10 protein-coding genes are annotated in these 12837 nt (G+C 34.7%); 4 read left to right on the top strand and 6 right to left on the bottom strand.

The features are described from left to right. Positions 1 to 34 precede the first annotated feature (34 nt). Positions 35 to 1012: a polyprenyl synthetase family protein gene (locus tag ACFX5D_RS01190; protein WP_379856449.1), complete on the bottom strand. Its 978-nt coding sequence runs from the start codon at positions 1010 to 1012 to the stop codon at positions 35 to 37. 221 nt (positions 1013 to 1233) lie between these two features. Here ACFX5D_RS01190 and ACFX5D_RS01185 point away from each other — a divergent pair, with 221 nt between their 5' ends. From ACFX5D_RS01185 to ACFX5D_RS01175, 3 genes are all read left to right on the top strand, one after another. Beyond that, complete coding sequence (locus ACFX5D_RS01185) at positions 1234 to 4323, top strand: SusC/RagA family TonB-linked outer membrane protein (RefSeq protein ID WP_379856448.1); 3090 nt, start codon at positions 1234 to 1236, stop codon at positions 4321 to 4323. Between the two features lie 11 nt (positions 4324 to 4334). Next, the gene (locus tag ACFX5D_RS01180) at positions 4335 to 5741 is read left to right on the top strand and encodes a SusD/RagB family nutrient-binding outer membrane lipoprotein (RefSeq protein ID WP_379856447.1); all 1407 of its coding nucleotides are present in this window, start codon (positions 4335 to 4337) and stop codon (positions 5739 to 5741) included. Between the two features lie 90 nt (positions 5742 to 5831). Continuing rightward, entirely contained in the window at positions 5832 to 6914 is a 1083-nt protein-coding gene (locus tag ACFX5D_RS01175) for a phosphoglyceromutase (RefSeq protein WP_379856446.1), read from the top strand. 53 nt (positions 6915 to 6967) lie between these two features. Here ACFX5D_RS01175 and rlmN read toward each other — a convergent pair whose 3' ends face one another. Further along, positions 6968 to 8011, bottom strand: a complete 1044-nt coding sequence (rlmN, locus tag ACFX5D_RS01170) for a dual-specificity RNA methyltransferase RlmN (RefSeq protein WP_379856445.1) — start codon at positions 8009 to 8011, stop codon at positions 6968 to 6970. Between the two features lie 80 nt (positions 8012 to 8091). Between rlmN and ACFX5D_RS01165 the strand changes: the two genes are divergently transcribed. After that, positions 8092 to 8733: an O-methyltransferase gene (locus ACFX5D_RS01165; RefSeq protein WP_379856444.1), complete on the top strand. Its 642-nt coding sequence runs from the start codon at positions 8092 to 8094 to the stop codon at positions 8731 to 8733. Between the two features lie 160 nt (positions 8734 to 8893). Here ACFX5D_RS01165 and ACFX5D_RS01160 read toward each other — a convergent pair whose 3' ends face one another. The 4 genes from ACFX5D_RS01160 to ACFX5D_RS01145 all read right to left on the bottom strand — a co-directional run bounded on the left by ACFX5D_RS01160 (position 8894) and on the right by ACFX5D_RS01145 (position 12712). Then, positions 8894 to 9463: a phosphatase PAP2 family protein gene (locus tag ACFX5D_RS01160; protein ID WP_379856443.1), complete on the bottom strand. Its 570-nt coding sequence runs from the start codon at positions 9461 to 9463 to the stop codon at positions 8894 to 8896. Next, the gene (locus ACFX5D_RS01155; protein WP_379849480.1) at positions 9463 to 9789 is read right to left on the bottom strand and encodes a Sec-independent protein translocase subunit TatA/TatB; all 327 of its coding nucleotides are present in this window, start codon (positions 9787 to 9789) and stop codon (positions 9463 to 9465) included. The genes ACFX5D_RS01160 and ACFX5D_RS01155 overlap by 1 nt, the downstream gene beginning before the upstream one ends. A gap of 110 nt (positions 9790 to 9899) precedes the next feature. Then, positions 9900 to 12143 carry a M1 family metallopeptidase gene (locus ACFX5D_RS01150; RefSeq protein WP_379856442.1) on the bottom strand — a complete coding sequence of 748 codons (2244 nt, stop codon included), beginning with the start codon at positions 12141 to 12143 and terminating at the stop codon, positions 9900 to 9902. A 65-nt stretch (positions 12144 to 12208) separates the two neighbouring features. After that, positions 12209 to 12712 carry a DUF6702 family protein gene (locus ACFX5D_RS01145; protein ID WP_379856441.1) on the bottom strand — a complete coding sequence of 168 codons (504 nt, stop codon included), beginning with the start codon at positions 12710 to 12712 and terminating at the stop codon, positions 12209 to 12211. Between the last annotated feature and the right edge of the window lie 125 nt (positions 12713 to 12837).

Below are 12837 nucleotides of genomic sequence, written 5' to 3'. Positions count from 1 at the left end.
ATAGTTAACGAGAGACAATTATATTTAAAAAAAATTATTTTCTTCTTTCTATGACGTAATTGACCATTAAAATCAGTGCCTCTTTAAAATCAGAATGCGGATAATTATCCAGAATTAAAAGCGCTTCTTGTTGAAATTCCACCATTTTTTGTTCCGCATAGAGTAATCCATTATTGTTTTTTACAAAAGCAATAACTTCTTTCACGCGTTTTTTATCTTTATTATGGTTTTTAATGGAGTTGATTAACCAGTTTTTTTCTTTGGAAGTACACGTATTCAAAACATGAATAAGCGGTAAAGTCATTTTTTGTTCTTTGATGTCAATCCCTGTTGGTTTGCCAATGGCTTCATCAGTATAATCAAATAAATCATCCTTTATTTGAAAAGCCATTCCGATGAGTTCTCCAAATTTACGCATGTTTTCTACCTGAACCTCATCTTCGATAACAGATTTTGCTCCAAGAGCGCAGCAGGCAGCAATAAGTGTTGCTGTCTTTTTTCGAATGATTTCATAATATATATCTTCAGTGATATCAAGTCTTCGGGCTTTTTCTATTTGAAGCAACTCGCCTTCACTCATTTCGCGCACGGCCACTGAAATAATGCGAAGCAAATCGAAATCGCCATTATCAATGGAAAGTAATAATCCTTTAGACAACAAATAATCACCAACTAGAACGGCAATTTTATTTTTCCAAAGCGCATTTATAGAGAAAAAACCTCTTCGACGATTACTGTCATCTACAACATCATCATGCACTAATGTTGCGGTATGAATTAGCTCTATAACACAAGCTCCACGATACGTTCTTTCGTTTACGATTCCTTCGGAAACCATTTTTGAAGTTAAAAAAACAAACATGGGGCGCATTTGTTTCCCTTTACGGTTAACAATATAGTAAGTGATTCTGTTGAGCAACGCCACTTTTGAAGTCATCGATTCGTAGAACTTTTTTTCAAAAAGTTCCATTTCGTTAAAGATGGGCTGTTTAATTTGGGAAGTCACATTCATTAGATTTCAAAGGTACATTTTTTAACAAATAATAAATAGTCTAACAACTAATTTAAATGCAATCAATAAAATAATTAATTTTTTAAACAATAAAATAAAAACACAAAGATAATACTGATACTATTTTCTTAATTACAAGTTAATTTTTGTTAAAGTTAACATAACACAACCGTGAGATTGCAAAACTATGTTTGCATTAGAAAACATAACTTAATAAACAAATGAGAATTTTAGAAAAAAAATTAATGCTGCTTTTACTTGTTTTTTCTGTGCATCTGATCAACGGACAAACAAAGAAAATTACTGGAAAAGTAAACGACCCAAATGGGCTCCCATTACCCGGAGCAAGTGTCATTGTTAAAGGATTCAAAACAGGTTCCATGACCGATTTAGACGGGAATTATAGTATAACTGCCGAAAATGGAAAAACATTATCATTCTCTTTTATGGGATTTAAATCAAGAGAAATTTTAATTACTAGTGCGACTACTATAAATGTTGTATTAGAAGATAATTCTCTAGCTCTGGGCGAAGTTGTGGTAACTGCTTTAGGAATTAAAAGAGACAAAAGAGCACTTGGTTATGCTTCACAAGAATTAAAATCAGATGATATAAATAAAGTCAACTCGTCAAATTTTGTTTCTAATTTATCCGGAAAAGTTTCCGGGGTACAGATAACAGGTTCTGGAAATGGGATTACAAGTTCCTCAAGAGTAGTTATACGTGGCGAAAAATCATTAAATATCAACAACAACGGCCCATTATTTGTAATTGACGGAATTCCTATCAACAATACTACTTACGGAGTTGGTGGAGGACCAACAAATCAACGTGATTTACCAACTGATTATGGAAATGGCGCTTCCGAAATAAATCAAGAAGATGTAGAAAGTGTCAATGTATTGAAAGGGGCTGCTGCATCAGCCTTATATGGCTCAAGAGCTGCAAATGGAGTAATTGTAATTACTACTAAATCAGGAAAGAAAAATAAAGGGTTAGGTATATCCATTTCTTCTTCTTACATGACAAGTGAAGCGTTAAGACTTCCTGAAATACAAGGTGTTTATGGAGCAGGATCAAAACAGGCCTATGATCCTGGAGCTGACACTAATTTAGGTCCCCGATTTGATGCCGGATTATCAATTTTACAAAATGGAAGTCCTGGATACTCCGTTGGAAAAGGAGAAATACTTCCGTTCCAATTTAGATATGACTTGAACGATTTTTTCAGAAAAGGAAATTCAATTTCGAATTCGGTTTCCCTCAGTGCCTCAGATGAGAGAACGAATTTTCGTTTAAGCTACGGAAAAACTACCAGTGAAGATATTGTACCCAACTCCAATTTAAAAAGAGACAATATCAATTTAAATCTAAATCATAAAATTTCTGATAAGTGGAAAATAATAACTGTCGCAACTTATACAAAAAGCGGGAGTGACAACACCCCCGTTACTGGATATGGAAGTCAGGGAATTATGTACAACTTATTATGGAACCATACTAATGTGGACTTGGACTGGCTTAAAGAGTACTGGATTGTAAAAGATGTAAAACAAAACAGTATGTTCAGCTGGGGAGACAATCCTTTTAAAATTGCCAATGAAAATAGCAATGCCTTCAAAAAAGGACGCTTATTTGGTAACATAGCCACAACTTACGATTTTAATGAAAATCTTTCATTAATGGTTCGAATGGGAATGGATAATTCTAATGATTTCCGTTGGTCAAGAAGACCTATCGGATCGTCGAGATATCCACAAGGAATGTATCGGGAACAAACCATTGCTTTTACAGAATATAATGCTGATGCTTTGCTTTCTTATGATCGCACATTTGGAGATTTCTCTACAAAATTTTCTTTGGGTGCAAACCGAATGAATCAATACACTTCTGAAGGAAAAATTGAAGGACAAGGAATTAGTATTCCAGGCATTTACAATTTACAGAACATTAACGTAATGCCTATGCAGTCCAGAAATATTTACAAAAAACGCATCAATAGCACTTATGGCATGGCGAATATTGGTTACAAAAACTATTTATATTTAGACTTGACAGCAAGAAATGACTGGTCTTCAACCCTACCATCAAACAACAATTCTTATTTCTATCCTTCGGCCTCATTGAGTTTCATTCCCTCTTCAGTATTTGAAATGAACAAAAACATTGATTTCCTTAAATTTAGATTAAATGCTGCATCGGTAGGTAACGACACTGATCCATATCGTTTAGTAAAAACGTATGCCAATGGTGCTTTAGCAGGTACATTAACAAATCCAAACGCAATCTTAAACAGCAATTTAAAACCTGAAATCGCAACCTCTTACGAAGCGGGTATTGAGGCACAGTTTTTTAAGAAAAGAATTACTTTAGATGCGAGTTATTACATTACAAACTCTAAAAATCAGATCGTAGGTTTAGATATTTCACAGGCAACAGGATCGACTTCTAATGTAATTAATGCAGGTAAAATTCAAAATACAGGTATTGAAATTGGTTTAGGAATTACCCCGGTAAAAAGCGAAAATATAGAATGGTCGCTCAATGCTAATTTTAGCCGAAATAGAGGGGTTGTAAAAGAACTTACGGAAGGAATAAATAGTTATATCATTGCTCAGGGGCCTAATGGCGGTACTGTAGAAGCCCGCGTAGGAGAACGTATGGGTGATATGTATGGCAGAGGATACTTAAGAAGTCCTGATGGTGAAGTTGTATATGATACTACTGGTTCCCCAATTTTAGACACTAAAATCAAAAAAACAGGAAACTATAACCCCGACTGGATGTTAGGACTTTCTACTAATTTAAGATTCAAAAACATAACTCTTAATGCCTTATTCGATGTTAGACATGGAGGAACTATTTACTCGATGACTAATGCAATTGGTATGGAAAGTGGCATATTGGCTGTTTCATTACCCGGTAGAGAAACTGGAATAGTAGGACAAGGTGTTGTACAAAATACTGATGGGAGTTACAGTCCTAATACTACTGTGATTAGTGCGGAAAACTGGTATTATTCAAATGCTTTTCGTAGAGATAACATTGAAGCAAACTCATTTGATGCTTCTTATGTAAAATTACGTGAGGTAAGTTTGAATTACAGATTCCCAAAAAAATTAATTAATGCTGCTAATATGCAAAATATTAGTATTGGCTTAGTAGGAAACAATCTGGCACTTTGGACAAAAGTTCCTAACATAGATCCGGAAACACAATCCATCAGTGGAGGAACATTGCTGCCAGGATTTGAAGTACTGCAACTTCCGTCATCAAGAAATTATGGTGTTAAATTAAACGTTTCATTCTAAAAAAAATAATCATGAAAAAAATCCTAATACTCGTCCTCTTACTATGTGTTTCCATTTCTTGCACTGATAATTTTGAAGAAATAAACACCAACAAAAACCAGCCAACACTGGCGCAACCAAAAACACTTTTGCCTAATATCATTTTCAATTTAGCAAATGAAAACGTGTCGAATGCATTTGATTTTGGGGATATTGTGGCCCAATATGGAGGAAACTATGAATACAATCAGCTTGATGTTTACAACTGGGGTGCTGACGGCCGTTTTTGGGACAACTACAAATGGCTTAATGACATCAATGATATTAGAAAACAAGCAGTTGCGTCAGACAATAAAAATTACGAAGCAGTTTCTTTAATTCTGGAATCATATGTAATCAGTGTAATAACAGATTCATACGGAAACGTACCTTACAGTGAGGCATCAAGAGGAGAAGAGGGTATTTTGAAACCCATATATGATTCTCAAGAACAGATTTACACTAAGATATTTGAAAATCTAACAAAAGCTAATTCTATTATACAAACGGCTAGTCCAGTTGAAGGTGATATATTGTTCAATGGTTCCATGCTTAAATGGAAAAAATTTTGTAACTCACTACACATTAGATTACTAATGCGCGTTTCTAACAAAATGGCAGTAAACACCAAATTAAACGACATCGTTTCTAACCCTGCAACTTATCCGTTATTTGAATCCAATACCGATAATGCAGATTATAAGTATTCTGGTATCTTTCCAAATATATCACCTATGAGTAATGGAATAAATAGACTATATGGCTATAATATCGTTATGCCTTCCACACACCTAGTGAATACATTAATAAACAATAGTGATCCTCGATTAAAAGAATGGATTGATCCAATTACAGGAACCACCAATCAAAAAGGGGTTCAACCTGGTCTTCCACTAGATCAAATTGGTGAACCAACAAAATATTCAAGAAGGACTGAAGATTATTTTTACACTAAAACAAAAATAACTTCTCTATTTATGACGTATAGTGAATTAAACTTCTTGTTAGCCGAAGCGAGTCAGCGCAATATAATTTCGACAGGAACGGCACAAGGATATTATAATATAGCGGTTCAAGCATCATTTACGCAATGGAATGTAACAATGCCAGCAAATTATTTAACAGTAATAGCTCCTTACTCTCCAACAAATGACGTATTATACACGCAAAAATGGCTGGCTTTATACCACACTGGAGTAGAAGCATGGTTTGACTGGAAAAGAACGGGAAAACCAAGTTTTATCCAGGCGGGTCCAGGTGCAAAAAACAATGGCAAAGTACCCAGAAGAATAATGTATCCCAGTATTGAACAATCAATAAATGCGGAAAACAATACAGCCGCTATGCAAAAAATTGGCGGGGATAACATTAACGTAAAAGTGTGGTGGGATAACTTTTAATAATAATAATAATAATAGTAGTAGTACTAAAAAAGCAAGTAATAACAATGCCAAAGTTACACTTCTAACTTTGGCTATTTAATATCCAAAATGAAAAAAATAATTTTATTCGCACTCGTTTTTACCAGTATTTTAACCCATGCTCAAAAAACAGAAAACATCATCATTATTACCACAGACGGTTTTAGATGGCAAGAAGTTTTTAATGGAATGGATGAATCAATTGCTAATGACAAAAAATTTAATCAAGACGACAGTACACATATCTACACTAAATACTGGAGTACGGACGCAAAGGAACGAAGACAAAAACTAATGCCTTTCATGTGGTCAGTTATCGCTTCAAAAGGACAACTGTACGGCAACAGAAATTATGGTAATAAAGTAAATAACGCAAACCCATTCTGGTTTAGTTACCCAGGTTACAGCGAAATAATGACTGGATATGCAGATCCCTTAATAAATTCGAATCATTATAAAGCAAATCCAAATGTAAACGTATTAGAATTCTTAAATCAGCAATCAAAACTAAAGGGAAAAATAGCTGCTTTTGGCGCATGGGATGCATTTGATAGAATTCTAAATGAAAAAAGAAGCGGATTTCCTGTAGTTTCAGCATTTGATAAAATAGGGGGGAAGAAACCCACAGTTAGAGAGAAACTAATCAATGATATGCTGGCTAACTCTTTCAAACCGTTTCATGAAGAAGAATGTCTGGATGTTTATACACATTTTGAAGCATTGGAAGAATTAAAAACTAAGAAGCCCAAAGTATTATATATCGCCTACGGTGAAACTGACGAATGGGCACACGGAGCGCGCTACAGTTCGTATTTAGATGCTGCACATCAAGTGGATGCTTGGATAAAACAGATATGGGATTTTGTACAAAACGATCCACAATATAAAAACAAAACCACTTTACTGATAACAACAGATCATGGCCGCGGAGATGAAATAAAGGCAGAATGGACCAGCCATGGAAGTAAGATTAAAGGAGCTTCCCAAATATGGTTTGCCGCTGTGGGCCCAGAGATAGCTGCTAAAGGTGAAATAAAAACGGAAGGACAAGTATACCAAGAACAATTTGCACAAACAATTGCTAAAGTGATGGGCTATACCTTTGAAGCGAATCATCCAATTGCAACAGAAATAAAAACATTAAAACAATAATTATTCAAGTAAGTGTCAGCACAAAAAAAGGAGTTCAAAATTGAACTCCTTTTTTATGCTTCTTTATTGGCCAGTTGCCCACAGGCAGCATCAATATCTTTTCCGCGGCTTCTTCGTACTTTTACTACAATACCACTCGCTTCAAGCGCTTTTATATATTCATTTATTGACTCTTCTGAAGCTTGTTGGAATTCTCCATCATCAATTGGGTTGTATTCAATTAGATTAACTTTACAAGGCACATATTTACAGAATTTAACCAACGCATCTATCGAAGCTTTATTGTCATTAATATCTTTCCAAACTACATATTCGTAGGAGATTTTGCTTTTGGTTTTTCTATACCAATATTCTAATGATTCGCGTAAATCTGCCAAAGGAAAATTTTCACTGAAAGGCATGATTCGAGAACGGATTTCATCTATTGCGGAATGAAGAGAAACGGCCAGTTTAAATTTTACGTCATCATCAGCGAGTTTCTTAATCATTTTTGGCACCCCCGAAGTCGAAACCATAATACGTTTTGGCGACATTCCTAAACCTTCCGGAGAAATAATCATTTCAATCGCTTTCAACACATTGTTGTAATTCATGAGCGGTTCTCCCATTCCCATAAAAACAATATTTGACAGCGGATGATTGTAATACAAACGACTTTCTTTATCGATGGCAATCACCTGATCGTAAATTTCAGCTGGCTCCAGATTTCGCATTCTTTTTAAGCGCGCTGTTGCGCAAAAGTTACAATCTAAACTACAACCCACTTGACTGGAAACGCAAGCAGTTGTTCTTGTATTAGTTGGTATCAAAACCGATTCTACCACTAATCCATCATGCAAACGAACCGCATTTTTGACGGTTCCATCTTCACTTCGCTGCATGGTATCAACTTTGATATGATTAATCACAAAGTTCGCTTCAAGCATAGAACGTGTTTCCTTAGAAACATTAGTCATATCATCAAAACTGTGCGCACCTTTGCTCCACAACCATTCATAAACTTGATTCCCACGGAAGGATTTGTCGTTATTCGCCACAAAAAACTCACGTAATTGTTCTTTTGATAAGGCTCGTATGTCTTTTTTCTCAATTTGCATGGTGCAAAGTTAGTAAGTATTTTGAGGTTTTCGTTATTTGTGAATTTGGTTATTTGTAATTTTGTAAAAAAAATAAAAAAATGCATTTCATTTCCCCAGAATTAGAAGACTATATCGAGCAACATTCTGAAAAAGAACCTGCATTATTAGCAGCGCTCAATAAAGAAACTTATCAGAAGATTTTGTTGCCTCGCATGTTAAGCGGACATTTTCAGGGACGCGTTTTAAGTATGTTGAGTAAACTGATGCGGCCAATGAACATTCTCGAAATTGGGACTTACACTGGCTATTCTGCATTGTGTTTGTGCGAAGGCATCCAGGAAAGCGGGCAACTTCATACGATTGACATCAAAGAGGAATTAGTAGATTTTCAACGCAAGCATTTTGACAAATCGCCTTGGGGAAAGCAAATTGTACAACATCTTGGCGAAGCAGTTGAGATCATACCAACTCTTACCTTAAAATTTGATTTGGTTTTCATCGATGCTGATAAAGAAAATTACCTCAACTATTTTGAATTAATTCTTCCTAATATGAATAAAGGCGGCATTATTTTATCCGACAATGTGTTGTGGAGCGGTAAGGTTTTAGAACCGTTGCAACCTAATGATTTAAGTACAAAAATCATTATGGAATACAATGAGTTATTGAAAAACGATCTTAGAGTAGAAACCGTTTTACTACCGATTCGCGATGGATTGACAGTGAGTAGGGTGCTTTAGGTTTTAGTCTTTTGGAAATTAAAAAGACATTTTGGAAACCAATATCCTAGCCCTGATGGAAGCGGCATCCTTTTCTAGTCCTGAACTTGTTTCATCCTGAAACAAAGTCAGGACTAGAAAAGATATAGCAAACAGCAGGAAAAAGCTCCTAAAAAAAATATTATTTGGACGCAGTAAAGTATTTTTGCTGAACCAGCCCGTATATAATGAACATCATAAAGCCGAAAATAAAGCCGAAAAAATAACCCGTAAGAATATCTATTGGGTAATGCAATCCTAGATATATCCTACTATAAGCAAATATTAAGGGCCATAGGAAAAGAAAACCAAAATATTTAATTTTACTCTTGAAATTAAAATATAAAAAAGTAGCCACGGCCATTGTATTTGCAGCATGACCTGAGAAAAAGCTAAACGAATAACTCTTTTTTACTACTCTAATAAAAGTATTGAGTGCGGGATCGTTACAGGGCCTCAATCGTTGAAATCCATTTTTGAATAAATTGGTCGTTTGGTCCGTAATAGTTATCAAAACGGCCACAAACAAAAGCAAAATCAAAGTTTGCTTTGCACCTAATTTTTTAAAAATAAAATAAGCCAATAGTAAAAAAAATGGCAACCAATTAAGTTGTTTGGTAATCATTAACCAAAGCGGATCATAGGTTTCTGAACCTAAACCATTCAAATAAATAAATAATTGGGTATCAAGGGAAAGTAATTTTTCCAACATTAGATTTGGCGTTTAATAGGACCTGCAGCATCGTCAATTATTTCCTTCGTTTTTTCAATATGAGTAGCAGTTTCTCCAAGAAGATTTTCCTTAGCTTTATTGATTTCTGATGAAATATTTCCTGTCATGTCCGTCAATGATTTCGCATCAAAGCCATTAGCCTCAGCCCCTTTTTGTATTTCACTTTTTATATCATTTGTCGCATTTTTTATTTGCGCCATTGCTTTTCCCATGGTACGTGCTATTTCAGGCACTTTATCAGAACCAAAAAGCATTAGTACGATAAACATTATAAAAATTAATTCGCCTCCTCCTATGCCAAACATATTTCCTATTTTTAATTACTACAAAGATATCATTTTTTGAAACTTTGTGTTTTAAATTTTTCATAAAAAAAAGACTCAAAATTGAGTCTTTTTTTTATTTTTATTTTTCCCTAATCAAATTTCGTTTTTATTTCAACTTTTGGCCAAGTGTTATTGGTTACATCAATATCCGCCGTTTCTAATTTTGGGTCAATCTGAATCTTTTTTATTGCTTTTTCCGTAGCATATACTTTCTTAGCAGTATCGTTATTTTTCCTCCAGATTTGCGCCGGATATTTAAAAACTTCTTTCGTATCATCGTCATAAGTCATTTCAACAATAATAGGCATCAACATTCCTCCAGGCTTATTGAATTCTACTTCGTAAAAATACTTCGGTGCTTTTAAATTTGCTTTTTCTTCAGCTGAAAATTTTTGGTTTACATATTCCGAAAGTAATTTTACTTCTTCTACCTTCAATGGTTTCTTTGAAGCCAAATTTAATTCGGCGCTTTTATCAGAAACTAAATATACAAATGGTCCTTTATCCAAACCAAAACGTCCTTTTCTTACCTTGACATCTTTCAATTCTGCAGTTGGTGTTTCAGTAACATAATATTGTTTTACTTCATTTATACCAATATCAACAAAATCAGTCGAGTAAAACCAGCCTCTAAAAAACCAATCTAAATCTACTGCCGAAGCATCTTCCATTGTTCTAAAAAAATCTTCCGGCGTTGGATGTTTGAATTTCCATCTGTTTGCATATATTTTAAATGCATGGTCAAATAATTCTCTTCCCATGATGGTTTCTCTAAGAATATTTAAACCGGCAGCTGGTTTCCCATAAGCATTATTACCAAACTGAATAATATTTTCAGAGTTAGACATAATAGGCTCCAATAATTTTTGGTCTCCGCTCATGTAAGGAACAATTTTACTGGGAATTCCACGATTAGATGGAAAATTAATTCCTAATTCTTGTTCGGCCATATATTGCATAAACGAGTTTAATCCTTCGTCCATCCAAGTCCATTGACGCTCATCAGAATTTACAATCATAGGGAAAAAGTTATGTCCTACTTCATGTATTACCACGCCCATCATTCCATTTTTTGTACGCTCGCTTGTCACGCCATTTTCGTCTGGACGTCCATAATTCCAACAAATCATAGGATATTCCATTCCTTGGTCTTCCGCTGAAACAGAAACTGCTTTTGGGTACGGATAATCGAAAGTGTGGGAGGAATAACTTTTTAAGGTATGAGCGACTGTTCTGGTAGAAGTTTCTCCCCAAAGCGGATTCGCTTCCTTTGGATAAATAGATTCAGCCATCACCACTTTATTGCTCAGCTGCACTGCCATTGCATCGTAGATAAACTTTCTAGAAGTGGCAATACCAAAATCTCTTACGTTTTTAGCACTAAATTTCCACGTCTTTTTCTTATCAGAAAATCCTTTTTCATTGACTTCAGCCTCTGCTTGAGTTACAATTACAACGGGTTTATCAAATGATTTTTGAGCCAACTCGTATCTTTTAACCTGTGCTGGTGTAAACACTTCGCTTCTGTTCATCAATTCTCCTGTCGCATCCATAACATGGTCTGCCGGAACGGTAACGTTTACATCAAAATTTCCAAAAGGCAAAGCAAATTCTCCACCTCCCCAAAATTGCATATTCTGCCAACCTTCAACATCATTATAAACGGCCATTCTAGGGTAAAACTGTGCAATTACATACAATTTATTTCCTTCTTTTTCGAAAGGTTCATAACCAGAACGACCTCCATCCTGAATGTAGTCATTAATATTGTACCACCATTTAGTTGAAAATATAAATTTTTCACCTGGTTTCAAAGGAGTAGCTAAGTTAATACGCATCATGGTTTGATTTATGACATAAGATAAGGGATTTCCTTTCGCATCTTTTACATATTCGATTTTAAACCCACGATCTGTACCTTGCTTCAGATATTTATTTGCAAATTTCTCCGCTGGCAAAACTTGTTCTATTTTTTCACCTTCTGCCAAGGGGGATTGTGAATTTTTAGCTGCTTGGTTTTGGTCCAATTGCACCCATAAATACTCTAAATTATCCGGCGAATTGTTGTAATAAGTTACGGTCTCAGAGCCACTTAATTTTGCATTTTTATCATCTAATTCCACGTCTATTTTATAATCCGCTTGTTGCTGATAATAGGCTGGTCCGGGAGCTCCCGATGCCGTACGAAACATATTAGGCGTAGCTAATAAATCATACATCTGGCTGAACTTGTTCGTGTCGTACTTTCCTGGTTGTTTTGGTGTTACGGTAGATGCTTTTTCTTGGGCTAATAAAATCGCCGGAAGAAACAATAATAGAGATATTTTTTTCATAAATAAAAAGGGTAGTTATTTCAGTTTGTGAAAATAACAATTTTCAACAAAAGATACTTGCAATATTAATATTTTAACACTCCATTCCTTGAAGAATCGGTAAAGAGTATGCTATTTTTTGTACCCAGTACCGTAATATGTGTAATGTTTTGCTGCTCTGAGCTCCAATCTATTAAAACTGAATTAGAAATTTCAAGCGAATAAATTTTAGAAACCCCTTTAATATTCGAATAGCATACCAAAACATCTCCATCTAATTCTTTACTCAAAAAAGTCATAGGTTTCGATTGCCCATTTACTTTGATTGAAAAATTTTCTGCAAGATATTTTTTAAGTAATATGACTTCCTCACTTGCTTCTTTTTCAGTTCCTAAATTCAACTTTTTATTATACTTTTTCTCCAAAGCCTTATTTAAATCATCGACAAAAATACGAGAAGTTATTTGCAACATTTTCTTTTCGGGAGCATAATTTACCTGATATATTGCCATATAAAATTTATGAACACTAAAGGCTGATGTTGTCAAAATTAAAAGTCCGAAAAAGGTATATAAGATTATTTTTTTCATTTGGCAAAAGTAGCAATTCTTTTAAACTCTTCGTTTTCTAGGTTTATTTTTAATACAATAAACAACAATCATACCACCAATTTTCATAAAGTCTCTTCCGTTTTCAATTCTTAAAACCGGCTACT

The organism is Flavobacterium fructosi (genome assembly GCF_042787335.1).
In the GTDB taxonomy this organism is placed as follows: domain Bacteria; phylum Bacteroidota; class Bacteroidia; order Flavobacteriales; family Flavobacteriaceae; genus Flavobacterium; species Flavobacterium fructosi.
Note: the sequence above shows the minus strand (reverse complement) of the source record. Positions and strands in the feature narration are given on the sequence as shown.

What these genes read in the sequence shown, in the direction of transcription:
- ACFX5D_RS01160 (WP_379856443.1), bottom strand. Translation starts at nt 9,463, where the DNA reads ATGTTGGAAAAATTACTTTCCCTTGATACCCAATTATTTATTTATTTG.
- ACFX5D_RS01165 (WP_379856444.1), top strand. Translation starts at nt 8,092, where the DNA reads ATGCATTTCATTTCCCCAGAATTAGAAGACTATATCGAGCAACATTCT.
- ACFX5D_RS01190 (WP_379856449.1), bottom strand. Translation starts at nt 1,012, where the DNA reads ATGAATGTGACTTCCCAAATTAAACAGCCCATCTTTAACGAAATGGAA.
- ACFX5D_RS01150 (WP_379856442.1), bottom strand. Translation starts at nt 12,143, where the DNA reads ATGAAAAAAATATCTCTATTATTGTTTCTTCCGGCGATTTTATTAGCC.
- ACFX5D_RS01175 (WP_379856446.1), top strand. Translation starts at nt 5,832, where the DNA reads ATGAAAAAAATAATTTTATTCGCACTCGTTTTTACCAGTATTTTAACC.
- ACFX5D_RS01155 (WP_379849480.1), bottom strand. Translation starts at nt 9,789, where the DNA reads ATGTTTGGCATAGGAGGAGGCGAATTAATTTTTATAATGTTTATCGTA.
- ACFX5D_RS01185 (WP_379856448.1), top strand. Translation starts at nt 1,234, where the DNA reads ATGAGAATTTTAGAAAAAAAATTAATGCTGCTTTTACTTGTTTTTTCT.
- ACFX5D_RS01180 (WP_379856447.1), top strand. Translation starts at nt 4,335, where the DNA reads ATGAAAAAAATCCTAATACTCGTCCTCTTACTATGTGTTTCCATTTCT.
- rlmN (WP_379856445.1), bottom strand. Translation starts at nt 8,011, where the DNA reads ATGCAAATTGAGAAAAAAGACATACGAGCCTTATCAAAAGAACAATTA.
- ACFX5D_RS01145 (WP_379856441.1), bottom strand. Translation starts at nt 12,712, where the DNA reads ATGAAAAAAATAATCTTATATACCTTTTTCGGACTTTTAATTTTGACA.